Origin of the sequence: Pseudomonas sp. RA_15y_Pfl2_54 (assembly GCF_963971015.1) — a bacterium.
Classification (GTDB): Bacteria; Pseudomonadota; Gammaproteobacteria; order Pseudomonadales; family Pseudomonadaceae; genus Aquipseudomonas; species Aquipseudomonas baetica_A.
This window is the reverse complement of sequence record NZ_CAXAPN010000010.1, coordinates 1-23,229: the sequence shown is the minus strand read 5'-3', so window position 1 is coordinate 23,229 and position 23,229 is coordinate 1. Positions and strand designations below refer to the sequence as shown.

Below are 23,229 nucleotides of genomic sequence, written 5' to 3'. Positions count from 1 at the left end.
AGACCCATGAAAACCGCAACCCTCGCCACCCGCCGCTGGTGGTACATCATGCCCATCGTGTTCATCACCTACAGCCTGGCGTATCTGGATCGCGCCAACTACGGTTTCGCCGCTGCGTCCGGCATGGCCGCCGACCTGATGATCACCCCGGGCCTGTCCTCGCTGCTCGGCGCGCTGTTCTTCCTCGGCTACTTTTTCTTCCAGGTCCCGGGCGCCATCTACGCGCAAAAACACAGCGTGAAGAAACTGATTTTCGTCAGCCTGATCCTTTGGGGTGGCCTCGCCACGTTGACCGGCGTGGTCTCCAACGCCTATTGGCTGATCGTCATCCGCTTCATGCTCGGCGTTGTCGAAGCGGCAGTCATGCCGGCGATGCTGGTGTACCTGTGCCATTGGTTCACCCGCGCCGAACGCTCGCGGGCCAATACCTTTCTGATCCTCGGCAACCCGGTGACCATGCTGTGGATGTCGGTGGTTTCCGGGTATCTGGTGCAGCATTTCAGTTGGCGCTGGATGTTCATCATCGAAGGCTTGCCGGCGGTGCTGTGGGCGTTTATCTGGTGGCGTCTGGCCGATGATCGTCCGGCCCAGGCCAAGTGGCTCAACGACCAGGAAAAGCAGGATCTGGAAAGTGCCCTGGCCGCCGAACAGGTCGGGATCAAAGCGGTGAAAAACTATGCCGAGGCATTCCGCTCGCCGAAGGTGATCATTCTGGCCCTGCAGTTTTTCTGCTGGAGCATTGGCGTCTACGGCTTTGTGCTGTGGCTGCCGTCGATCCTCAAGGCCGGCGCGCAAATGGACATGATCGAGGCCGGCTGGCTGTCGGCGCTGCCGTATCTGGCGGCGGTGATCGGCATGCTCGTCGTTTCGTGGGGCTCGGACAAACTGCAAAAACGCAAACGCTTCGTCTGGCCGCCGCTGCTGATCGCCTCGATTGCGTTTTATGGCTCCTACGCGCTCGGCGCCGATCATTTCTGGTGGTCGTACACGCTGCTGGTGATTGCCGGCGCCTGCATGTACGCACCTTACGGGCCGTTCTTTGCCATCGTCCCGGAAATTCTGCCGGCCAACGTTGCCGGCGGCGCGATGGCGCTGATCAATAGCATGGGTGCGCTCGGTTCGTTCGGCGGCTCCTATCTGGTCGGTTATTTGAACAGCTCCACCGGCTCGCCTGGCGCTTCGTACCTGCTGATGAGTGGTGCGCTCATGCTGTCGGTGGTACTGACGATTTTTCTCAAGCCCGGCGCCAGTGATCGCGTCGTCGCCAAAGCCGTCGCCAAGCGGGCCGTGCCAGCTCATTCCTGAAGAGACTTTTGCCATGAAAAAACAGGTCGTGTTGTACAAGAAACTTTCGCCCGCGCTAATGGCGCGTTTGCAAGAACAGTGCGAAGTGACGCTGATCGACAGCCTCGATGCCGACGGCCTCATGCAACTGCGCGATGCCCTGCCCCGCGCCCAAGGCTTGCTCGGCGCCAGCCTGAAACTCGATGCGCCGTTGCTCGATCTGGCGCCACAACTCGAAGCCATCGCCAGCGTTTCGGTGGGCGTCGACAACTACGACATCGACTACCTGACGCGGCGCAAGATCCTGCTGACCAACACCCCGGACGTACTCACCGAAACCACCGCCGACACCGGTTTCGCCTTGATCCTGGCGGCGGCCCGGCGCGTGGTGGAACTGGCCAACATGGTGCGCAGCGGCCAATGGCAGCGCAGCATCGGGCCGGCACATTTCGGCACCGATGTGCACGGCAAGACGCTGGGCATCATCGGCATGGGCCGCATTGGCGAAGCATTGGCCCAGCGCGGACATTTCGGCTTTGGCATGCCGGTGATCTATCACAGCCAGTCGCGTAAGCCGGCAGTAGAGGATCGCTTTGATGCGCAGTACCGCAGCCTTGAAGACTTGCTGAAGCAAGCCGATTTCATCTGCCTGACCTTGCCGCTGACCGCGCAAACCGAAGGGCTGATCGGCGCTGAGCAGTTCGCGCTGATGCGCCCGCAAAGCATCTTCATCAATATCTCCCGGGGCAAGGTTGTCGATGAGGAGGCGCTGATCGATGCACTGCGCCATAACCGGATTCGCGCGGCGGGCCTGGATGTGTTCGAGCGTGAGCCGTTGAATCAGGACTCGCCGTTGTTGCAGCTCAATAATGTGGTGGCGACGCCGCATATGGGATCGGCGACCCACGAGACACGCGAGGCGATGGCACGCTGTGCCGTGGAGAATCTGTTGCTGGCGTTGAGTGGGGAGAAGCCTTTGAATCTGGTCAATCCATTGGCCTGGCAAGGCTGAAAAACCGTCGCCTGACAGACCGTTCTCGCGAGCAAGCCCGCATTTGAAATGCACGCCACTGTGGGAGCGCGCTTGCTCGCGAAGGGGCCCGTTCAGGCAACACAAAACCCCTCAGGCACGGCGCATCTGTAACAACTGCGCCGCACACAGGGCAATCCGCGCACAGGCATCGGCCAGTTTCACCCGGTCGACCACCAACCCGATGCGAATATGCCCCGCCGCACTCGGCCCGAAGGCTTCACCGGCCAGCACCGACACGCCATAGCCCTCCAGCAACCGCTCGGCAAACGCCTGCGCGCCGAGCCCGGTCTGGCGGATATCGACCATCACGAACATCCCGCCATCCGGCCGGATCGGCTGCAAACCCGGACAGCCGCGCAACCGCTCGCACACCAGATCGCGACGCAGGCGATACTCCTCGCGCATCTGCGTCACTTCGGGCAAATCCGTTTCCAGCGCCACTTGCGCGGCTTTCTGGACGAAATCCGGCAAGCCGAACAACATGCTCAGCGACAGGTTTACCAAGTGCTCAGCCAATGATTTCGGCCCGATCATCCAGCCGATGCGCCAGCCGGTCATGGCGTGGGATTTGGACAGGCTATTGATCGTCGCGGTGCGCTCGGCCATGCCCGGCAGGCTCGCCGGGCTGACGTGCTCGCCCTCGTAAAGCAGTTCGCTGTAGACCTCATCGCTGATCAGCCACAAATCGTGACGAATGCACAAGGCCGCCAGTTCCTGCCAGATCAGCAGCGGCAAACTAGCCCCGCTGGGATTGTTCGGACTGTTGAGCAGCATGGCGCGGGTCTTGGGGGTGATGCGCGCGGCGACATCGGCGGGGTCTACGCGAAAGCCGTTTTCCGGCCGTACCGGCACCGGCACCACCGTCGCGCCACAGGCGCCAAACACGCCTTCGTAGGTCACGTACATCGGCTCGGCGACAATCACCTCGTCACTCGGATCGAGCAGGCATTGCGCCACCGAATACACCGCGCATTGCGCGCCGGGCATGACAATCACATGGTCGGCATCGACCGTTTGACCACTGCGCCGCCGATGGCGTGCGGCAATCAACTGGCGCAGCGCCAAACGGCCGCGCACTTCGGAATAATGGGTATCACCTGCCAGCAAACTGTCGATGGCGCCGTGGATAATCGGCAGCGGCGTATCGAAATCCGGATCGCCCACGCTCAGCAGCAATATATCGACACCCTCGGCGCGCAACGCCAGCGCTCGGTCGTGAATCTGCCAGGCCGCTGCACCCTCCCCGGCGATTCGTTGGGTCAAGGCTGAATAGCGCATGTACGTCTCCTGATGGCGCGGTCTCCAGCCTTCACCCTATCTCAAATCACAAAACGCGCCACCATGGCGTTCAAATCCGCCGCCAGACGCGACAGTTCGTGGGTCGCGGCGCTGGTCTGGTTGGCGCCTGCGGCCGATTGCGTGGCCAGGTCGCGGATGTTGACGAGATTGCGGTCAACTTCACGGGACACCTGCGCCTGCTCTTCCGAGGCGCTGGCGATCACCAGGTTGCGCTCGTTGATCTGGTGGATCGACTGAGTGATTTGCTCCAGTGCCACACCGGCGGCGCGGGCCATTTCCAGCGTGGTTTGGGTGCGCTGGTTGCTTTGCTGCATCGACGAAACCGCTTCGCCAGTGCCGTTCTGGATGCCGGCAACCATTTTTTCGATTTCCTGCGTCGACTGCGCCGTGCGATGGGCCAGCGCTCGCACTTCGTCGGCAACCACGGCGAAACCGCGTCCGGCCTCACCGGCACGTGCCGCTTCGATGGCTGCGTTGAGAGCCAGCAGGTTGGTCTGTTCGGCGATGGCGCGGATCACGTCGAGCACTTTGCCGATGTCGCGCCCCTGCGCTGCGAGGCCTTCGACCATGTGCGCGGTGTTCTGCACGTCGTGGGTCATGGTCTGGATCGCGTCGACGGTTTTCACCACCTGATCGCGACCTTCGCGCGCGGCGTGGGTCGATTGGTTCGAGGCTTCGGAGGTCGACACGGCATTGCGCGCCACTTCTTCAACAGCGGCGGTCATCTCGTTGACAGCGGTAGCCGCTTGTTCGATTTCGTTGTTCTGCTGTTGCAGGCCACGGGAGGCCTCTTCGGTCACGGCGCTGAGTTCCTCGGCGGCGGCCCCCAACTGTGTGGCGGAGCCGGCAATCTGCTCGATGGTTTTACGCAGGTTCGTTTGCATGGCCACAAGGGCTTCGAGCAGGCGCGCCGGTTCGTCCTTGCCATCGACTTCGATGAGGGTGGTGAGGTTGCCGCCTGCGATGGTTTGCGCGGCCGCCACTGCGCGGTTCAGCGGTGTGACGATGCTGCGGGTCAGCAGCCAGGCCAGCAACACGGTCGCCAGCGCGGCAACGACCGCGACGATGATGATGCCGGTGATGGCGCTGTCGTAATAGTCACTGGCCTGCTCGGAGGCTGCTTTCGCCCCTGCACCGTTGATCGCGATCAGTTTGTTGAGCTGCTCGCCCATCCGGTCGGTGCCGTCCTTGATCCGCGTGTTGATCAGCGTGCGCAACTCATCGAGCTTGTCCTGACGGGACAGCTCCAACATCTGGTTTTGCGCTTGCAGATAGTTGTCCAGCGTCGCCGTGAAGGTCTGATACAGCGCTCGCTCTTCTGTGCCTGCCGGCAGCGCAGCATAGGCGGCCTGGGCGCTGCGGACTTTATCGACCAGTACAGCAATGCGGGTCTGTGCTTCCTGTAGACCGGCGGGTTCGCGATTGACCAGCACGCGAAACGACAGAATCCGCAGGCGCAGAACGTTTTCCGTCATGACACCAAGCTGCGTCACGCTCGGCAGTTGGTTGGTGTCCATGTCGATGGAGGCCTGGCGGATGGTCGACATGCGATTGACGGCGAACATGCCGAGCACAATTACCAGCAAGGCGATAAAGGCAAAACCGAGGAAAGCACGGGGCGCGATATTCAGGTTACGCAAGGACATAGTGGACTCTCGAAAGATAGAAACTACGAGCGTCCTTGCCGTGATCATTGGCCTGTGGAGCAGGCTTCAGTCCGGCGTCACGGGGGTTGATGTTCTTGTGCGCGCCTATTGGTTGTATCGGCCAGGCTTTAGGAAGTTTCTGGGTCAAGCGCAAATATTTTTCAGGGTGTTACACAATTGGAACAATGTGCACACCCTGATTGCGGAGCAGCCGAAGGTGGCTCCAGAGTGGGTCAGCGTTGGCTGGAGAGTTGCCAGACACGCGCGATATCAGTGGCGCGCTCACGCAACAGTCGAGGCGCTTCGGCGCAGGCCTGTTCCAGCGTCATCGGGCCACTGGTCACAGCGAATGCTGCATCGATGCCATGGGCGTAGAGCTCCTGATAACCCTCGCCCAATGTCCCGGCGATGACGATCACCGGCACCTTGTGCTGTTTGGCAATCCGCGCCACGCCGAACGGGGTCTTGCCGCGCAAGGTCTGCGCGTCGAAACGCCCTTCGCCAGTGATGACCAGATCGGCGCCTTTTACCGCTTCTGCCAGCCCCACCAACTCGGCGACCACCTCAACGCCCGCCTGAAATTGCGCGCCGAGAAATGCCTTGGCGGCAAAACCCAAGCCACCCGCCGCCCCGCTGCCCGGTTCATCACGAACGTCTTTGCCTAACGCCTGCGCGCACAGTTCGGCGTAGTGCCCAAGTGCCTGATCCAGTTGTTGAACCTGCGCAGGCGATGCACCTTTCTGCGGACCAAAGATCGCCGAAGCACCGTGGGGGCCGCACAGCGGGTTGTTGACGTCCGCCGCGATGTCAAAACGCACCTCGGCCAGACGCTCGTCCAGGCCAGTGAGATCCAGCCGCGCCAATTGCGCCAACGCCAGACCGCCCGGCATTAGCGTCTGCCCTTGTGCATCAAGCAGTTTGATCCCCAACGCCTGCAGTGCCCCGGCGCCGCCGTCATTGGTCGCACTGCCGCCAATCGCCAGGATCACCCGCTGTGCCCCGGCATCCAGCGCGGCGCGAATCAGCTCGCCGGTGCCGAAGGTGCTGCTGATACAGGCATTACGCTGCCCCGGCGGCACCAGTTGCAGGCCGCTGGCCTCGGCCATTTCGATGATCGCCGTGTGGTTGTGCGGCAACCAGCCCCACGCCGCGTCAACCGGTGCGCCCAACGGGCCACGCACGCGGGTGCGGCGCAACTCGCCTTCGCACGCGGCGAGAATCGACTCGACCGTACCTTCGCCGCCGTCAGCCATGGGGCATTTGACCAGCGTGGCGTGCGGCCAGACTTGCCCCAGCCCCAGCGCAATGGCCTCGGCGACGCCTTGGGCACTCAGGCTGTCCTTGAACGAATCGGGGGCGATGACGATCTTCATGTGAATTCTCCAGTTCCAATGCCCCTCATGCTGCCAGTCGGCATGAGCATTGACGCCTGTCCGTCGCACAATTGTTGCGGGCGTTTATTGTTCATTTCTACAAAAGCCATGAAGACGTGCTCGCGAAGGCGTCATTGAGATCAGCGACTAACCCGGGTCTGTCTGCGGCAAAAGCTGCACGCCAAGATACAGCGCCAGCATCCCCTCCAGCCGTAACGGGTCCACTCCACTGATCTCGGCAATCCGCTCCATCCGATAGCGCAGGCTATTGCGGTGAATCCCCAGCGCATCGGCACACGCCTGACTCTGCCCATCGTGTTCACACCAACTGCGCAGCGTCGCCAGTAATTGACCGTTACCGTCCTTGGCGATGACTTTGCGTAACGGTTTGAGCAACTCGTCCAGCGCATCATCGTTACGATGGCGCCACAGCATGACCGGCAGCCGATAACGATTGAGGATCAGCAATCGCGAGTGCGGCAGCACCTCACGGCCATAAGCGAGCAAATCGCCTACCCGTCGATAACAACGGCGCAACCCGGCCAGCCCATCCGCCTGTCCGCCGACGGCGATGCGCAGAACATTCCAGCCCAGGCCATCGAGTTTCTCCAGCAAACGATCATGCTCCACGCTCTGACTCGCCGGCCGACACCAGAGCAGCGACGACTTCGCCGAACTGACGCACCAGCTATCCGGGTAACGCGACATCAACCAGGCACTCAGCGCCTCGACAGTTTGCCCCGGCCCGTGTTCCTGCCCCAACTCGAACAGATACGGCACGCGGGTCAATTGCGGCTTGAGTCCCATCTGCTGCGCTTCGTCGACCAAGCGCGGCGAATCCCCTGCTTCGCTCAGCAACAACGCCAACAGATCATCGCAACGCTGACGGCGCCATTGCTGTTCGGCCTGCTGATTGCGCTGGCCCACCAGCATTTCCGCCGTCATGCGTACCAGTTCGGCGTAGGTGCGCAATTGCTCCGGTTCGCCAGTGATGCCAAGCACGCCGATCAAGCGTTGATCGAGCAGCAGCGGCAGGTTGATGCCAGGCTGCACGCCTTTCAAATGCAGGGCAGTCGGGCCGTCGATCTCCACCACCCGACCATTGGCCAGCACCAGTTGCGCACCTTCATGACGGGTGTTGATGCGCTCCGGTTCGCCGCTGCCAAGGATCAACCCCTGGCTGTCCATGACGTTGACGTTGTAGGGCAAAATGGCCATGGCCCGGTCAACGATGTCTTGGGCGAGGTCGTGGTCGAGTTCGAACATAAGCGCTGAAATCCTTGAAAACAGGTGCGGACACGTTGTTCAGCCGCACAGGGTCTGGCGGTAAACCCTGTGCTCAGGCACAAAGACAATCCGGCCACAGGTGGCCGAGACTCTCGGGGCGATCAACGTTACCCGTTGCATCGCAAAAAATCATAATAAAGAGAGAGCCGCTATGTCGCAGAGCGCCGCAGCTACCCAGACCATCGAAGACGTAAAGAATGCCGTTTATAAACGCGTCACCTTGCGTTTAATCCCCTTCATTTTCATCTGCTACTTGTTCAACTACCTCGACCGGGTCAACGTTGGATTCGCCAAACTGCAGATGCTCGATGCACTGAAATTCAGCGAAACCGTGTACGGCCTCGGTGCCGGCATCTTCTTCATCGGCTACGTGCTGTGCGGCGTACCGAGCAACCTGGCGCTGAGCAAATTCGGGCCACGGCGCTGGATCGCGCTGATGATGATCACCTGGGGCGTCTTGTCGACCTGCCTGTTGTTCGTCACCACACCGACCGAGTTCTACACCTTACGTTTGTTTACCGGTGCGGCTGAAGCCGGGTTCTTCCCGGGCGTGGTGTTGTACCTCTCGCAGTGGTTCCCGACCTTGCGCCGTGGCCGGATCATGGCGCTGTTCATGTCGGCGATCCCGGTCTCCGGGTTGCTCGGCAGCCCATTTTCGGGTTGGATTCTCAACCATTTTGGCGCCGGACAAGCTGGTTTGGCCGGTTGGCAGTGGATGTTCCTGCTGCAAGGCATTCCGACCGTGGTGCTGGGCGCGCTGGCGTACTTCCTGCTCAGCGATAACTTCGCAACGGCCAAATGGCTGACCGCGCATGAGCGCTCTGTACTGGAAGCGGATCAGGCCGAAGACCTGGCGAACAAGCCGAAAACCACTTCGGATTCGCTGATCGCTGTGTTCAAGAATCCGGCGATCTGGGCGTTTGGCCTGATCTATTTCTGCATCCAGAGCGGCGTCTACGCGATCAACTTCTGGCTGCCGTCAATCATCAAGAACCTCGGTTTCAGCGACAACCTGGTGATCGGCTGGCTGAGCGCGATCCCGTATCTGCTGGCAGCGGTGTTTATGCTGATGGTCGGTCGCTCGGCAGACTTGCACAAGGAACGTTGCTGGCATCTGGTGGTGCCGATGCTGATGGGGGCTAGCGGTCTGATCATCGCGGTGAATTTCGCCGCTAACCCGGCGATTGCGATTCTAGGGCTGACCATCGCGACCATGGGCGCCCTCACCGGCCTGCCGATGTTCTGGCCAGTGCCGACGGCGATGCTCAGTGCAGGCGAGGCGGCGGGTGGTCTGGCTTTGATCAACTCGATGGGGCAGATGGCCGGGTTCCTCAGTCCGTATCTGGTGGGTGGGGTCAAGGACAGCACCGGCTCGACCGATTTGGCGTTGTACCTGCTGGCGGGGGTGATTGTTGGCGGGAGTTTGCTGGCGCTGCGGATGACGCGCACGCTGCGGGCCTGATCACGTCAGAACGTTCCCCCGACTCAATTAAGTGAACACAGCGCCCTGCTCTACTTGCGTAATGGCGGGCTCTATAACACTTGGCACTTCAGTCGCGGCGATCAAATGCTGGACGTCGATGTGGATGGTGATTACCTCAGCGACGACGGCGAAGTCGCCCGCCGCTGGGCATTGGCCGGCCATGGCATCGCCTACAAGGCGTGGCTCGACGTCGCCGAAGACGTGCGCGCCGGGCGACTGGTAACGCTGTTTGATGACTGGCAGGGTGAAAGCGTGCCGTTCAATTTACTGTGCCCGCATCGGCTGCAGGTATCGGAAAAGGTCAGGGTGTTGCAGGCGTTTTTGCGCGAGCGCTGCCTTGTGTTGAGTCGATAATTCACTTTGCCGCATCCGATGATTCTGGTATTTGATTAGCGCTTTCCCACTGACAAAAGGATTTCGGCATGAGCTATCGCACACTGGGTCATTCGGGGTTGCAGGTGTCCACCCTCACCCTCGGCACGATGATGTTTGGCGAACAGACCAGCACCGAGGAGTCGCTGCGCATCATCGACAAGGCGTGGGATCAGGGCATCAATTTTATCGACACCGCTGACGTCTACACCCAAGGTCGCTCGGAAGAAATCGTCGGCGAAGCGATTGCCCGCCATCGGCATGAATGGGTAGTGGCGAGCAAGGTCGGTTTTGGCCCGGTGGACGGTGTGCCGAACCGCAGCGGTTTAAGCCGTAAACACATCTTCAACGGCCTCGATGCCAGCCTGACGCGGCTGGCCACTGACTATCTCGACATCTATTACCTGCACCGCGAAGACCACAACACGCCGCTGGAAGTCACCGTCTCGGCGATTGGCGATCTGATCCGTCAGGGCAAGATTCGTTACTGGGGCCTGTCGAACTACCGGGGCTGGCGGATTGCCGAGGTGATTCGCATCGCTGACAACCTCGGCGTCGATCGCCCGGTGATCAGCCAGCCGCTGTACAACATCGTCAACCGGCAGGCCGAGGCTGAGCAAATCACGGCTGCGCAAACCTATGGCCTGGGCGTGGTGCCCTATAGCCCGCTGGCCCGTGGCGTGCTCAGCGGCAAATACGCGCCGGACGTGAAACCCGACGCCAACAGCCGCGCCGGGCGTCAGGACAAACGCATTCTGGAAACCGAATGGCGCGTGGAATCGCTGCGCATTGCCCAACAGATTCACCAGTACACCGAACAGCGCGGGGTCGGGATGGTTGAATTTGCCATTGCCTGGGTGTTGAACAACAGCGCCGTGACGTCGGCGATTGTCGGGCCGCGCACTGAAGCTCAGTGGGATGCGTACACCAAGGCGCAGGCGGTGAAGATCACGGCTGAAGATGAGGCGTTTATCGATTCGCTGGTGACGCCGGGGCATTCATCGACACCAGGCTTCAATGATGTGAGCCATTTTGTGTCGGGCCGTACACCGCGTCAGGCCTGAAAGCATCGCAGGCAAGCCAGTTCCCACCATGCTCTGTGTTGAAACGCAAGCTATCGTTCAACATGCAATCTGCGGGAACTGGCTTGCCAGCGATAGCATTCACGACCATGTCCTGAATATTGAACATCCGGCCAATATTCAGCACAAAAACCACGTATCCTTCGCGCCCCGTTCGATCACCCACCCGCGAGGACAGTTTGTCTAAAGGTATCGCTCTATCGGTTTCAGCCTCGGTGCTGTTTGCCGTCATGTATTACTACACTTCGCTGCTCACCCCGTTGAGTGGCGTGGAGATTTTTGGCTGGCGAATGCTGCTGACCGTGCCATGCATGACCGTGTTCATGCTGGTGTCCGGCGAATGGCGTCGGGTGCTGGAGCTGGTTCGCCTGATGGCATCGAAGCCGAAACTGATCACCGGGCTGTTCGTCTCGGCCGCCCTGCTCGGCGTGCAGTTGTGGCTGTTCATGTGGGCGCCGCTCAACGGCTACAGCCTCGACGTATCGCTGGGCTACTTCCTGCTGCCTCTGGCGATGGTGCTGACCGGCCGGATCGCCTACGGCGAGAGCCTGTCGTACCTGCAAAAGGTGGCGGTGTTCTTCGCAACACTCGGCGTGTTGAACGAGCTGTATCAGGTCGGCGGTTTTTCCTGGGCGACGCTGGTGGTCGTGGTCGGTTATCCGCTGTACTTCGTGCTACGCAAATACCTGAACACCGACAACCTCGGCGGGCTGTGGGTCGACATGAGCCTGATGCTGCCGATTGCCTATTGGTTCGTGCACGGCGGCGAGCAGGGTTTTACTGTGTTCGATCAATACCCGGGGCTGCTGTGGCTGATTCCGTTGCTGGGCCTGATCAGTGCTTCGGCGTTGGTGGTGTACATCATCGCCAGCCGTTTGTTGCCTTTCAGTCTGTTTGGGTTGTTGAGTTATGTGGAGCCGGTGTTGCTGCTCGGTGTGGCGCTGTTGCTCGGTGAGAGCATCAAGTCGGGTGAGTGGCTGACGTACATTCCGATCTGGCTGGCTGTATTGGTGTTGATCTTCGAAGGCTTTAAACACCTGATGCGCCAACGCAGATCTTAAATCCAGCACAAAAAAAACCCGGCCCTGCATCACTGCAGGCCGGGATTTTTCATTTCAGTTGCGTATTACTCAGTGGCGAGCACACCACGACGCACCTGATCACGCTCGATCGATTCGAACAGTGCCTTGAAGTTACCCTCGCCGAAACCATCGTCGCCTTTGCGCTGGATGAATTCGAAGAACACCGGGCCCATCAGGGTTTCCGAGAAGATCTGCAGCAGCAAACGCTTGTCGCCCTGCTCCGACGAACCGTCGAGCAGAATGCCGCGCGACTGCAATTGATCAACGGGTTCGCCGTGGTTCGGCAGACGGCCTTCGAGCATCTCGTAGTACGTTTGCGGCGGCGCGGTCATGAAGCGCATGCCGATTTTCTTCAGTTGATCCCAGGTCTTGATCAGGTCGTCGGTGAGGAACGCGACGTGCTGGATGCCCTCGCCGTTGAACTGCATCAGGAACTCTTCGATCTGCCCGGCGCCCTTGGACGACTCTTCGTTCAGCGGGATGCGGATCATGCCGTCCGGCGCGGTCATGGCTTTGGAGGTCAGGCCGGTGTATTCGCCCTTGATGTCGAAGTAGCGGATCTCGCGGAAGTTGAACAACTTCTCGTAGAAGTTCGCCCAGTAGGCCATGCGACCGCGATACACGTTGTGGGTCAAGTGGTCGATGATCTTCAGGCCTGCACCAACCGGGTTGCGATCAACGCCTTCGATAAACACAAAATCGATGTCATAGATCGAGCTGCCTTCGCCGAAACGGTCGATCAGGTACAGCGGCGCGCCGCCAATGCCTTTGATCGCAGGAAGGTTCAGCTCCATGGGACCTGTTTCGATGTGGATCGGCTGAGCGCCGAGTTCCAGTGCGCGGTTGTAGGCTTTTTGCGAATCCTTGACCCGGAATGCCATGCCGCACACCGACGGGCCGTGCTCGGCCGCGAAGTATGAAGCAACGCTGTTCGGTTCGTTGTTGAGGATCAGGTTGATCGCGCCCTGACGATACAGGTGCACGTTTTTGGAGCGGTGGGTCGCGACTTTGGTGAAGCCCATGATCTCGAAGATCGGCTCCAGGGTGCCGGGTACCGGCGACGCGAGCTCAATGAATTCAAAGCCCATCAGGCCCATTGGGTTTTCGTATAAATCTGCCATGGTGACGCCTCATCATTCTTATCAAATTAACCAGAGTTATTTGTCAGTAATGCTGAGAGCGGTGGGCGGAGCGCAGGAGATGCCACGCACGCTGCGGGCGAGGAAGTCACCGTAGATCAGTTGAAACCCGAATATCTTCATTGTCGACCCAAGGCTCTTGCGGGCGAGGCTTCTGCTGCCAGAAGACGATTATTATTGTATGCGTAAACCGATTCTACACAGCGTAAATAAGGTTGTCTGCCCTCTCTATAAAATCCGCTTTTCTGCGGGCGATGCAAGGGGTCTGTTGCGGCGCACAGAACAGCACTGGCTTTACCGGGCAGGCTACTGATCGGCTGCACAAGCGTTATCCGCCATCTATCATCCCCCTGAACGAACTGTTTGTAAGCGTTGCACCGGTGCCCGGTCTGCATTCGAGAGCCCCATTTTTCAGCCACAGGATGCGCCTATGCCGCTAACCGTCAGATCTCGCCGCAAACGTAGCACCCGTATTGCCGTGACATTGCTCTGCGGCCTGCTTCCAATGTTGCTGGGCAGTGTGATTCTTTACCTGCAGGCCGAACGTACTCTCCAGCAGAGCTCACAGCAGACAGCCGTGGAGGCATTGCGCCAGTTTGAACTGATGCTCGACAACACCGCCCAAGCGGCCCGCGAGTTATTGCCGCTGGCCGGCCAGCGTTGCGAGGACGTCAAACTGGCCCTGCGCGAGCAAGTCACCCGCCGCCCCTTCGTGCGCTCGACCAATCTGGTGTGGGATCACAACCTCTATTGCAGTTCGTTGTTCGGCAACTACAAGGAAGCCGTCAACGCTGGTGATTACACACAAGGCAAGTTGTGGTTGATGAACGGCAACCCGGTAACACCGAATACTGCGTTGCTGGTGTATCGACTCAGCGAAGGTCGTGGCAGTGCATTGACGACACTGGACGGCTATCACCTGAGCAACGTGCTGCGGTTGATTGGCCCGCAAAGGTTGCTCTTGCTGCAAGTGGGCGACAACTGGCTGTCCGCCAATGGCGAGGTACACAAAGGTGCCCTCCCCGTACTGCCGATAGCGCAGAGTACGCTCGACTCTTCGCGCTACGCATTCAGTGTGTCGGCGGGCTATCCCAAGGGTGAAGTCTGGCGCTACATGACCCACGAGTATCCGCCGCTGTTCAGCCTGCTGGTTTTCTTTGGCGTGGTCTCGGCCGCGATCAGCCATGTCCTGCAAAAACGCGCCACCTCGCCGAGCCACGAAATGCTCCGGGCCTTGGATGCCGGCGAATTCATTCCGTACTTCCAGCCGGTGGTTCATGGCGAGAGCAAAAAGTGGTCGGGCGCCGAGGTGCTGATGCGCTGGAACCATCCAAAAGAAGGCCTGGTGCGTCCGGACCTGTTTATTCCGTTCGCCGAACACTCAGGCTTGATCGTGCCAATGACCCGCGCCTTGATGCGACAGACAGCGGCGTTGCTGGGACCACCGTCATCGACCTTCACCACACCGTTTCACATCGGTATCAACATCACGGCAAGCCATTGTCAGGATCTGGAACTGGTGGAAGACTGCCGCGAATTTCTCACCGCCTTCGCACCCGGGAGCATCAACCTGGTGCTGGAGTTGACCGAACGCGAGCTGATCGAGCCCACCGAGACAACACGGCAACTGTTTGAACAACTGAACGCCATGGGCGTGATGATCGCCATCGACGATTTCGGCACCGGTCATTCAAGCCTGGGTTATTTGCGCAAATTCAATGTGGATTTCCTCAAGATCGATCAGAGCTTCGTCGCCATGATCGGCGTCGATGCGCTCTCACGGCATATTCTCGACACCATCATCGAACTCTCGGCCAAGCTGGATCTGGGCATTGTTGCCGAAGGTGTCGAAACTCAGGCGCAGGCCGACTATCTGACTGCCCACAACGTCAACTTCCTGCAGGGCTATCTTTACGGCAAACCCATGCCGGCGGCAGACTTCATTAGTGCATTAAGTCACCATTAACTAACCAGAGATTAAGCGTGGCGCGCCCACAAGGCGCACCAAATTGATACAAAAGACCACTGTTGTTACATAAGTACAACGTCAGGATTTACTCCTGAGGCATTAACAACTACAATTTTTCTTGCATGTGCAAGATTGGCAGGTGAGCCAATTATCACCGAGTCGCTACAAGGCTCTTGGCTTTTAGCTTTGTTTGCGGTTGGTATCAGCCAAACACACTATTGGAGTAAAGATATTGTCCAGACTCGCTGAATTTCGTGCAGCTGAAAAGGCCCTTCAGGAACAGCTCAAGCAGCTGGAATCGCTGAAGAACGATGCCGGGCTCAAGAAAGAAATCGAATTCGAAGAAAAGCTCCAAGGGCTGATGAAAACCTACGGCAAAGGCCTGAGAGACATCATCGCCATTCTCGATCCGAATCCGGCAAAATCCGGTCTGCAAACTACTGCAGCCCCTAAAACCCGCCGCGCTCGCGTGGTCAAGGTCTATCAGAATCCGCACACCGGCGAACTGATTGAGACCAAGGGCGGCAACCACCGCGGCCTTAAAGCCTGGAAGGAACAATACGGTGCAGCCACCGTTGATTCCTGGTTGCGCGGTTAATCCCACGCCAACAAACAAGCCCTGCATCAAGCAGGGCTTTTTTATTGACAATATCTAACAAATGAAATGAATTTCATCGTGCAAGTTGAGCGCTTTCTGTAGCCTCCCCGACTCATGAGACCTAAACATTTTGCCGCGCAATGTTGCGAAAATGGCCATCATTAAACTTTGTGCTTAATCCCTTCAGGTATCTAACCATGCCTTGAAAAGTACAGGCACTTAAAGTTTCAAGCTGTTTCTCACCGCCACGATCTCCTCCGCGCTTGCTTTATAAACCTCGGCCTGGCCGGCATAGGAAAGTACATAAGCCTTATCCGCATCAACCGCCGCCACCAGCGTTTGCGATAACACATGCCGGCCGTTTTCGGTCACTGTGCAAGTCGTCTCCAGTGCAGACAAAGCACCAAGCATCGTCGGATGCACCTTATTGCAGACACTCTGATACCCCCCCTGGAAAAAGTCCTTTTGTATCGACTTGCGCATTTCCAGCAACACACCCTGCAAGTTAACCTGATGACCCGATTCGACCCGAGTCATCGTGAGTTCCATCACCATCACCTGATTGCCATCGGCATCGTTCTTGACCGCCCGCTGACGGGAAACCTGCGGCGCCACATCAGTCAGCGCTTCGACCTCCCAGCCTGCGGGCCAGGTGATATCGGGCTCGCCGGCGAACACGCTCATGGCGATTAGCGAAAAGACAAAGTAAACAAACAGGGATTTGAACAGTCGGATCATTGCCGCAGACACTCGCAGATTGATCGGCAAAGTCTGAGGCTCGCCCGCGTGGAGGGCAAGCCTGCCCTTTCGTTTGGCGATGCCGACAGGCATGCGTATCATTGCGTCCATTCACTCGCCCCATCGTTATTGGAGGGCCCATGAGCCTCAAAGAACTGAACACCTTCCCCGGCGTCACGGCCACGCCAGACAGCGCAACCCGCAACTTCGTGTTCAACCACACCATGCTGCGTGTAAAAGACATCACCCGGTCGCTGGACTTTTACACCCGCGTGCTGGGTTTTTCGCTGGTTGAAAAACGTGATTTCCCGGACGCCGAGTTCAGCCTGTATTTCCTCGCACTGGTCGACAAGGCGCAGATCCCTGCCGACGCCGCCGCCCGCACCGAATGGATGAAGTCGATCCCGGGCATTCTGGAGCTGACGCACAACCACGGCACCGAGAGCGACGCTGACTTTGCTTACCACAATGGCAACACCGATCCGCGTGGCTTCGGTCACATCTGCATCTCGGTGCCGGACATCGTTGCTGCCTGCGCGCGCTTCGAAGAACTGGGCTGCGACTTCCAGAAACGCCTGAGTGATGGCCGCATGAAAAGTCTGGCGTTCATCAAGGATCCGGACGGCTACTGGGTCGAGATCATTCAGCCAGCACCTATGTAATTCAACACTCCTACGCTGTTTTTGTGTAAGGCACAAAAAACCCCATGATCACTCATGGGGTTTTGTGTTTTCAGGCCGGACGTTTACGCCGGAGCCGAAGTGCGGATCAAGTGATCGAAAGCACTCAGCGAAGCCTTGGCGCCCTCGCCCACCGCTATCACGATCTGCTTGTACGGCACGGTGGTCACGTCGCCCGCAGCGAAGATGCCGGGAATCGAGGTTTCACCACGGTTATCGACAATGATCTCGCCACGCGGTGACAACTCGATGGTGCCTTTGAGCCAGTCGGTGTTGGGCAACAGACCGATCTGTACAAAGATCCCTTCCAGCTCGACAGTACGCAACGCGTCAGCCTGACGATCCTTGTAACGCAAGCCATTGACCTTCTGCCCATCGCCTGTCACTTCAGTGGTTTGCGCACTGGTTATGACGGTCACGTTCGACAGACTGTGAAGTTTGCGCTGCAACACAGCGTCAGCACGCAGTTGTACGTCGAACTCCAACAGCGTCACATGAGACACGATACCGGCCAGGTCGATGGCTGCCTCAACACCGGAGTTACCGCCACCGATTACCGCTACGCGCTTGCCTTTGAACAGAGGGCCATCGCAGTGCGGGCAATAAGCCACGCCTTTGTTTCGGTATTCCTGCTCGCCCGGTACGTTCATTTCACGCCACCGTGCGCCGGTCGCCAGGATCACACTCCTGGCTTTGAGCGTCGCACCGCTGGCGAAACGGACTTCATGCAGCTCGCCGTTTTTGCCGGCAAGCAACTTGTCGGCGCGTTGCAAGTTCATGATATCGACGTCGTACTGTTTGACGTGCTCTTCCAGGGCCGTTGCCAGTTTCGGGCCTTCAGTCTCCTGTACGGAAATGAAGTTCTCGATGGCCATGGTGTCCAGCACCTGACCGCCGAAACGCTCGGCGGCAACGCCGGTGCGAATACCTTTACGCGCAGCATAGATAGCCGCTGAAGCACCGGCCGGCCCACCGCCAACCACCAGCACATCAAAGGCTTGTTTGGCGCTGATTTTCTCGGCCTGACGCTCGATGGCTCCGGTGTCGAGTTTGGCGAGAATTTCTTCCAGGCCCATGCGGCCCTGACCAAAATTTTCACCGTTGAGGTAGATGCTCGGCACCGCCATGATCTTGCGATCATTGACTTCATCCTGGAACAGCGCGCCGTCGATGGCGACGTGGCGGATATTCGGGTTGAGCACGGCCATCAGGTTCAGCGCCTGGACCACGTCCGGACAGTTCTGGCAGGACAGCGAGAAATAAGTCTCGAAGCTGAACTCGCCTTTGAGCGAACGGATTTGCTCGATCACTTCAACACTGGCTTTCGAAGGGTGGCCGCCGACTTGCAGCAAGGCCAGCACCAGCGAGGTGAATTCGTGGCCCATCGGGATGCCAGCGAAACGCAGACTGATGTCTGCACCCGGGCGGTTGATCGAGAACGACGGTTTGCGTGCGTCATCACCGCTGTCGATCAGGGTAATTTGGCTCGAAAGACTGGCAACGTCTTTGAGCAGTTCAAGCATTTCACGGGATTTCGCACCGTCATCGAGAGAAGCAACGATCTCGATCGGCTGGGTGACCCGTTCCAGGTACGATTTCAACTGGGCTTTAAGATTGGCGTCCAACATACGGGCGATTTCCTTTATTTAAGGCGAAAAAAAGCCCGAGCGAATCTCGCCCGGGCTTTTCTATTGGGCGGTGCAGCTTACTTAAGTAGGTGCGGAGTCCCGCCCTGAGTTGCGTGTCACAGACTTAGATCTTGCCGACCAGGTCCAGGGACGGAGCCAGAGTGGCCTCGCCTTCTTTCCATTTGGCTGGGCAAACTTCGCCTGGGTGAGCAGCAACGTACTGCGCAGCCTTGATTTTGCGCAGCAGCTCGGAAGCGTCACGGCCAACGCCGCCATCGTTCAGCTCAACGATTTTGATCTGGCCTTCAGGGTTGATCACGAAGGTGCCACGGTCAGCCAGGCCAGCTTCTTCGATCAACACGTCGAAGTTGCGGGAGATAACCTGAGTCGGGTCGCCGATCATGGTGTATTGGATTTTGCCGATGGCTGGCGAGGTGTTGTGCCAGGCCGCGTGGGCAAAGTGGGTGTCGGTGGAAACGCTGTAGATCTCTACGCCCAGTTTCTGGAAGGCAGCGTAGTTGTCAGCCAGGTCTTCCAGCTCGGTTGGGCAAACGAAGGTGAAGTCGGCTGGGTAGAAGAACACGACCGACCACTTGCCTTTCAGATCAGCGTCCGAGACTTGAACGAAGTCGCCGTTTTTGAACGCGGTAGCTTTGAACGGTTTTACTTGGCTGTTGATGATAGGCATTGATGACTCTCCGTCAGGGGTTATGAAGTTGATGGGGTGAATCCTACCCACTCACTCGACGGATGGCTCATTGGCAAACCTGATGCTGCTGATTTGTTTTCGCTATTAGCGGGCTGTATTAATAGAAGAAAACGATATCTAGGGCGACAGCGGCTTATCCGTAATCCGGGCCATCCCTTGAAAGGGGCTGGCTTCAACATAGCGCATGGCTGACTTCATGTCCTTCCAGCCGACGTAACTCATCAAAGACTTCAGATCCCAGCCACTTTGGTGAGCCCAGGTCGCAAAACCGCGACGCAGCGAGTGACTGGTGTACCCCTCGGCAGCGATACCGGCGCGCTCAAGCGCCTGACGCAACAGCGGTATCACACTGTTGGCGTGCAAGCCCTCCTCGCACAGATTGCCCCAGCGGTCGATGCCACGGAAAACCGGGCCGCGCACCAGAGCGGCTTCGTTGAGCCAATCGATATATGCCTGAACCGGGCACAACTTCAAAAGTGCCGGGGTTTGATACGTTTGCCCGAGGTTTTCCCGATCACTCTTGCTGCGTGGCAGATACAGCGTAATGCCGCTGCCGGCCTGCGCCTGCACATGTTCAATCTGCAAGCGGCACAATTCATCACTGCGAAAACCACGCCAGAAGCCAAGCAGAATCAACGCGCGATCGCGGGATGCCTTGAGCAACTGCGGTCGATCCTGTTTTTCCTTCGCGGCTTTGGCCTCCTGCTCCAGCCAATCAACGACTCGCTCCAGATCCCGTAACTGCAGAGGTTCGGCTTGCTTCTCCTGGACCGGGTGCAAAGCGCGGATGCCCTTAAACACCTTACGCACTACGGGTGCTTTGGTCGGGTCGGCAAAACCTTGGCTGTTGTGCCACTGCGCCAGCGCCGACAACCGCAGCTTGAGCGTATTGATCGACAGCACGCCTGCATGCTCGACCAGATACCGCGCAACGTTGTCGGCCGTGGCCGGCAGAAATCCGCCCCAGCTCACTTCGAAATGTTCGATAGCCGCACGATAGCTGCGGCGGGTGTTGTCACGGGTGGCGGCTTGCAGATAGCGATCCATATCGCTCATGGGCTGTTTTCTCGCTGACGTACTGATTCGCAGATCAAAAAGCGGATTTAATCACCTGACACTGGGTAATACCAGAATATACCGCGTCTTAAATATCAAAGATTTATCTTTATTTTTGACATGGTACACTGCGTACTTTAGTGGCATGTACCACAGTACATAACCGTAGGAGCTCACATGGCCCGTGGCGGCATTACCAAAGCGCTGGTTCAGATCGCGCGCACAGCGATTCTGGCCCGAGGCGAACACCCGAGCATCGATGCCGTACGCATTGAAATGGGTAACACCGGCTCGAAAACCACGATCCATCGCTATTTGAAGGAGCTGGATGACGGCGCCCAGCCGATCGAGGCATCGGCGCAACCGATTGATGACGAGCTCACAGCACTGGTTTCACGCCTGGCGCAACGCCTGAAAGAGCAAGCCCAAGAGCCCATCGAGCAGGCCCGCGAGGCGTTTGGGCAGCAGCGTGAGGCATTGGAGTCGGAGCTTAAGCAGACCCGCCAGGCGCTCGAGCAGTTGGAGCAACAGCACGACATTCAGGGCGCTGCACTGGAGCGCGAATCCGAAGCACTGAACAACACCCGCTCGATGCTGCAAACCGAGCAAACCCGCAACGCCGGTCTGAATCAGGCATTGGCCGACTTTGAATTGCGCTTGCAGGACAAGGACGAGCAGATTCGCTCGCTAGAAGAAAAACACCTGCATGCCCGCGACGCGCTGGAGCATTACCGCAACGCCAGCAAAGAACAGCGTGAGCAGGAACAGAGCCGCCACGAAGGCCAGGTGCAGCAGCTGCAGGCGGAGTTGCGCCAAGCACAGCAAAGCGCACTGGTTCGACAGGATGAAATCACTCAGCTGCATCGCGACAACGAGCGCCTGCTCACCGAGAACCGTGGCACCCAGCGCGAATTGAGCCTGATGCAGGAGCAGCTCAAACAGAGCAATCAGCGTCAGGACCAATTGCTGGAGCAGGCCACCCGGGTCGACAGCGAACGCACCCTCCTCCAGGAACGCTTGCGTGTGGCATCACTGGAAAGTCAGACACTCAAGCAGAGCGTCGAAGAACAGACGTTGCTTAATCAGTCACTGGAAAAGGAGTTGACCAAGACTCAGGCGAGCCTGGAAGACAGCCTGCGCCTGGCGGCTACCGTTGCGGCAGCGCCAGACCCGGCCAAACCGAAAGACGCTTAAGCGCCGACCGGTGTACGCATGGTGACAAACTCTTCGGCGGCCGTCGGGTGAACCCCGATCGTGTCGTCGAAGTCACGCTTGGTGGCGCCAGCCTTCAACGCAATCGCCAGCCCCTGCACGATTTCCCCGGCATCCGGGCCAACCATATGGCAACCGAGCACTTTGTCGGTCTTGCCGTCGACCACCAGCTTCATCAGCGTACGCTCCTGACACTCGGTCAGGGTCAGCTTCATCGGCCGGAAGCGGCTTTCGTAAATCACCACAGCGTGCCCCGCCTCTCGGGCCTCCTCTTCGGTCAAGCCGACCGTACCGATGTTCGGCAGGCTGAACACCGCCGTCGGGATCATCTTGTAATCCACCGGACGGTATTGCTCCGGCTTGAACAGACGACGCGCCACTGCCATACCTTCGGCCAACGCCACGGGCGTGAGTTGCACGCGACCAATCACGTCGCCCAGCGCCAGGATCGAAGGCTCAGTGGTCTGGTACTGCTCATCGACCTTGATGAAACCCTTGTCATTGAGCTGCACGCCGGTGTTTTCCAGTCCCAGATTGTCCAGCATCGGACGGCGACCGGTGGCGTAGAAAATACAATCTGCTTCAAGGACTCGCCCATCCTTGAGGGTGGCTTTCAAGCTGCCATCAGCCTGTTTTTCGATGCTCGCGATATCGGTATTGAATTGCAGATCCAGCCCACGCTTGGTCAGTTCTTCCTGCAAATGCTTGCGCACCGCACCATCGAAACCACGCAAGAACAGATCGCCGCGATACAGCAGCGTCGTGTCTGCACCGAGGCCATGGAAGATGCCAGCGAACTCGACCGCGATATAACCGCCGCCCACCACCAATACGCGTCTAGGTAACGCTTTGAGGAAGAACGCCTCATTGGAGCCAATCGCATGTTCGTGCCCCGGAATCTGCGGGATGTGCGGCCAGCCGCCCGTGGCAATCAGGATATTTTTTGCAGTAAAGCGCTTTCCGTCGACTTCAACCTCATGCGGCCCCACGATCCTGGCATGAGCTTCATGCAGGGTCACACCGCTGTTGACCAGTAAATTGCGATAAATGCCGTTCAGGCGATTGATCTCGCGATCCTTGTTGGCAATCAGCGTTGCCCAATCGAAACCGGCCTCCCCCAGACTCCAGCCGAAACCGGATGCCTGCTCGAAGTCTTCGGCGAAATGCGCCCCGTACACCAACAGCTTTTTCGGCACGCAGCCGACGTTGACACAAGTACCGCCCAGATAACGGCTCTCGGCCACGGCCACTTTTGCACCAAAACCGGCCGCAAACCGCGCAGCCCGCACACCACCGGAACCGGCACCAATCACATAAAGGTCAAAATCGTAGGCCATTTCTATCTCCTCGGCAGGCGATCAGCATACCTGTAGGCACCCATCGGGCAAGCATTGCATTGATATAAGGGCGCAAAATGAAAAAGCCACCCGAACAGACTGTGTGAAAACACACTGATGAAGGCCCAACAAAACGCCCCGACTTGTTCGGGGCGTTTGTTTTTGTGCGGGCAACAGACGAAAAAAGGCCTTTCAGCCCATTAGCGCCATCAACTGGCGGGC

General features: G+C 58.6%; 20 protein-coding genes and 1 pseudogene. 10 read left to right on the top strand and 11 right to left on the bottom strand.

The window, feature by feature from the left end; genetic code table 11:
- The first annotated feature begins 6 nt into the window (after window positions 1–6).
- A complete protein-coding gene (locus AACY50_RS09510; RefSeq protein ID WP_339466535.1) occupies window positions 7–1,305 on the top strand; it encodes an MFS transporter in 1,299 nt (432 codons plus the stop codon).
- Between the two features lie 13 nt (window positions 1,306–1,318).
- Window positions 1,319–2,296, top strand: coding sequence for a 2-hydroxyacid dehydrogenase (locus AACY50_RS09505; RefSeq protein ID WP_339466537.1), 978 nt, complete (start codon window positions 1,319–1,321; stop codon window positions 2,294–2,296).
- Between the two features lie 111 nt (window positions 2,297–2,407).
- On the opposite strand, the gene AACY50_RS09500 is transcribed toward AACY50_RS09505, so the two are convergent.
- The 4 genes from AACY50_RS09500 to AACY50_RS09485 form a co-directional block, all read right to left on the bottom strand.
- Complete coding sequence (locus tag AACY50_RS09500) at window positions 2,408–3,595, bottom strand: pyridoxal phosphate-dependent aminotransferase (protein WP_339496018.1); 1,188 nt, start codon at window positions 3,593–3,595, stop codon at window positions 2,408–2,410.
- Between the two features lie 41 nt (window positions 3,596–3,636).
- The gene (locus AACY50_RS09495) at window positions 3,637–5,262 is read right to left on the bottom strand and encodes a methyl-accepting chemotaxis protein (protein ID WP_339496017.1); all 1,626 of its coding nucleotides are present in this window, start codon (window positions 5,260–5,262) and stop codon (window positions 3,637–3,639) included.
- Window positions 5,263–5,495: 233 nt separating this feature from the next.
- Window positions 5,496–6,635, bottom strand: a complete 1,140-nt coding sequence (locus AACY50_RS09490) for a glycerate kinase (protein ID WP_339538488.1) — start codon at window positions 6,633–6,635, stop codon at window positions 5,496–5,498.
- 147 nt (window positions 6,636–6,782) lie between these two features.
- Window positions 6,783–7,901: a sugar diacid recognition domain-containing protein gene (locus tag AACY50_RS09485; RefSeq protein WP_339466543.1), complete on the bottom strand. Its 1,119-nt coding sequence runs from the start codon at window positions 7,899–7,901 to the stop codon at window positions 6,783–6,785.
- Between the two features lie 172 nt (window positions 7,902–8,073).
- Between AACY50_RS09485 and AACY50_RS09480 the strand changes: the two genes are divergently transcribed.
- The 4 genes and pseudogenes from AACY50_RS09480 to rarD all read left to right on the top strand — a co-directional run bounded on the left by AACY50_RS09480 (window position 8,074) and on the right by rarD (window position 11,920).
- Complete coding sequence (locus tag AACY50_RS09480) at window positions 8,074–9,384, top strand: MFS transporter (RefSeq protein ID WP_339496015.1); 1,311 nt, start codon at window positions 8,074–8,076, stop codon at window positions 9,382–9,384.
- A gap of 15 nt (window positions 9,385–9,399) precedes the next feature.
- Window positions 9,400–9,759: pseudogene (locus AACY50_RS09475) on the top strand (LysR substrate-binding domain-containing protein); the annotation flags it as partial.
- Window positions 9,760–9,827: 68 nt separating this feature from the next.
- Window positions 9,828–10,841, top strand: a complete 1,014-nt coding sequence (locus AACY50_RS09470; RefSeq protein ID WP_339507784.1) for an aldo/keto reductase — start codon at window positions 9,828–9,830, stop codon at window positions 10,839–10,841.
- Between the two features lie 197 nt (window positions 10,842–11,038).
- A complete protein-coding gene (gene rarD / locus AACY50_RS09465; RefSeq protein ID WP_339538487.1) occupies window positions 11,039–11,920 on the top strand; it encodes an EamA family transporter RarD in 882 nt (293 codons plus the stop codon).
- A 65-nt stretch (window positions 11,921–11,985) separates the two neighbouring features.
- Here rarD and hppD read toward each other — a convergent pair whose 3' ends face one another.
- Complete coding sequence (gene hppD, locus AACY50_RS09460) at window positions 11,986–13,062, bottom strand: 4-hydroxyphenylpyruvate dioxygenase (RefSeq protein ID WP_339466548.1); 1,077 nt, start codon at window positions 13,060–13,062, stop codon at window positions 11,986–11,988.
- 448 nt (window positions 13,063–13,510) lie between these two features.
- On the opposite strand from hppD, the gene AACY50_RS09455 reads away from it, so the two are divergent.
- Window positions 13,511–15,046 (top strand): cyclic diguanylate phosphodiesterase, encoded by a 1,536-nt coding sequence (locus tag AACY50_RS09455; protein WP_339466549.1) that lies wholly within the window; start codon window positions 13,511–13,513, stop codon window positions 15,044–15,046.
- 235 nt (window positions 15,047–15,281) lie between these two features.
- A complete protein-coding gene (locus AACY50_RS09450) occupies window positions 15,282–15,647 on the top strand; it encodes a histone-like nucleoid-structuring protein, MvaT/MvaU family (protein ID WP_221729758.1) in 366 nt (121 codons plus the stop codon).
- Between the two features lie 219 nt (window positions 15,648–15,866).
- Here the strand turns inward: AACY50_RS09450 and AACY50_RS09445 are convergent, their stop codons facing one another.
- Complete coding sequence (locus tag AACY50_RS09445) at window positions 15,867–16,385, bottom strand: DUF4946 domain-containing protein (RefSeq protein ID WP_339466561.1); 519 nt, start codon at window positions 16,383–16,385, stop codon at window positions 15,867–15,869.
- A gap of 140 nt (window positions 16,386–16,525) precedes the next feature.
- Between AACY50_RS09445 and gloA the strand changes: the two genes are divergently transcribed.
- Window positions 16,526–17,047 (top strand): lactoylglutathione lyase, encoded by a 522-nt coding sequence (gene gloA, locus AACY50_RS09440; protein ID WP_339466550.1) that lies wholly within the window; start codon window positions 16,526–16,528, stop codon window positions 17,045–17,047.
- Window positions 17,048–17,130: 83 nt separating this feature from the next.
- On the opposite strand, the gene ahpF is transcribed toward gloA, so the two are convergent.
- The 3 genes from ahpF to AACY50_RS09425 all read right to left on the bottom strand — a co-directional run bounded on the left by ahpF (window position 17,131) and on the right by AACY50_RS09425 (window position 20,458).
- The gene (gene ahpF, locus AACY50_RS09435) at window positions 17,131–18,693 is read right to left on the bottom strand and encodes an alkyl hydroperoxide reductase subunit F (protein ID WP_339466551.1); all 1,563 of its coding nucleotides are present in this window, start codon (window positions 18,691–18,693) and stop codon (window positions 17,131–17,133) included.
- A 124-nt stretch (window positions 18,694–18,817) separates the two neighbouring features.
- Window positions 18,818–19,381, bottom strand: coding sequence for an alkyl hydroperoxide reductase subunit C (ahpC, locus tag AACY50_RS09430; protein WP_007958941.1), 564 nt, complete (start codon window positions 19,379–19,381; stop codon window positions 18,818–18,820).
- Window positions 19,382–19,519: 138 nt separating this feature from the next.
- Window positions 19,520–20,458: a site-specific integrase gene (locus tag AACY50_RS09425; RefSeq protein ID WP_339466555.1), complete on the bottom strand. Its 939-nt coding sequence runs from the start codon at window positions 20,456–20,458 to the stop codon at window positions 19,520–19,522.
- A gap of 177 nt (window positions 20,459–20,635) precedes the next feature.
- On the opposite strand from AACY50_RS09425, the gene AACY50_RS09420 reads away from it, so the two are divergent.
- On the top strand, window positions 20,636–21,652 hold the full coding sequence (locus tag AACY50_RS09420) for a DNA-binding protein (RefSeq protein ID WP_339466556.1): 1,017 nt from the start codon (window positions 20,636–20,638) through the stop codon (window positions 21,650–21,652).
- On the opposite strand, the gene gorA is transcribed toward AACY50_RS09420, so the two are convergent.
- Entirely contained in the window at window positions 21,649–23,007 is a 1,359-nt protein-coding gene (gene gorA, locus AACY50_RS09415; protein WP_339538485.1) for a glutathione-disulfide reductase, read from the bottom strand. The genes AACY50_RS09420 and gorA overlap by 4 nt on opposite strands.
- A partial coding sequence (locus AACY50_RS09410) for a hypothetical protein (protein WP_339538484.1) occupies window positions 22,991–23,229 on the bottom strand: 239 nt, incomplete at its 5' end. The genes AACY50_RS09410 and gorA, both read right to left, overlap by 17 nt.

Excerpts from the sequence above, each read along its gene's own strand:
- AACY50_RS09510 (WP_339466535.1), top strand. The coding sequence starts at position 7 with ATGAAAACCGCAACCCTCGCCACCCGCCGCTGGTGGTACATCATGCCC.
- AACY50_RS09505 (WP_339466537.1), top strand. The coding sequence starts at position 1,319 with ATGAAAAAACAGGTCGTGTTGTACAAGAAACTTTCGCCCGCGCTAATG.
- AACY50_RS09500 (WP_339496018.1), bottom strand. The coding sequence starts at position 3,595 with ATGCGCTATTCAGCCTTGACCCAACGAATCGCCGGGGAGGGTGCAGCG.
- AACY50_RS09495 (WP_339496017.1), bottom strand. The coding sequence starts at position 5,262 with ATGTCCTTGCGTAACCTGAATATCGCGCCCCGTGCTTTCCTCGGTTTT.
- AACY50_RS09490 (WP_339538488.1), bottom strand. The coding sequence starts at position 6,635 with ATGAAGATCGTCATCGCCCCCGATTCGTTCAAGGACAGCCTGAGTGCC.
- AACY50_RS09485 (WP_339466543.1), bottom strand. The coding sequence starts at position 7,901 with ATGTTCGAACTCGACCACGACCTCGCCCAAGACATCGTTGACCGGGCC.
- AACY50_RS09480 (WP_339496015.1), top strand. The coding sequence starts at position 8,074 with ATGTCGCAGAGCGCCGCAGCTACCCAGACCATCGAAGACGTAAAGAAT.
- AACY50_RS09470 (WP_339507784.1), top strand. The coding sequence starts at position 9,828 with ATGAGCTATCGCACACTGGGTCATTCGGGGTTGCAGGTGTCCACCCTC.
- hppD (WP_339466548.1), bottom strand. The coding sequence starts at position 13,062 with ATGGCAGATTTATACGAAAACCCAATGGGCCTGATGGGCTTTGAATTC.
- AACY50_RS09455 (WP_339466549.1), top strand. The coding sequence starts at position 13,511 with ATGCCGCTAACCGTCAGATCTCGCCGCAAACGTAGCACCCGTATTGCC.
- AACY50_RS09445 (WP_339466561.1), bottom strand. The coding sequence starts at position 16,385 with ATGATCCGACTGTTCAAATCCCTGTTTGTTTACTTTGTCTTTTCGCTA.
- gloA (WP_339466550.1), top strand. The coding sequence starts at position 16,526 with ATGAGCCTCAAAGAACTGAACACCTTCCCCGGCGTCACGGCCACGCCA.
- ahpF (WP_339466551.1), bottom strand. The coding sequence starts at position 18,693 with ATGTTGGACGCCAATCTTAAAGCCCAGTTGAAATCGTACCTGGAACGG.
- ahpC (WP_007958941.1), bottom strand. The coding sequence starts at position 19,381 with ATGCCTATCATCAACAGCCAAGTAAAACCGTTCAAAGCTACCGCGTTC.
- AACY50_RS09425 (WP_339466555.1), bottom strand. The coding sequence starts at position 20,458 with ATGAGCGATATGGATCGCTATCTGCAAGCCGCCACCCGTGACAACACC.
- AACY50_RS09420 (WP_339466556.1), top strand. The coding sequence starts at position 20,636 with ATGGCCCGTGGCGGCATTACCAAAGCGCTGGTTCAGATCGCGCGCACA.
- gorA (WP_339538485.1), bottom strand. The coding sequence starts at position 23,007 with ATGGCCTACGATTTTGACCTTTATGTGATTGGTGCCGGTTCCGGTGGT.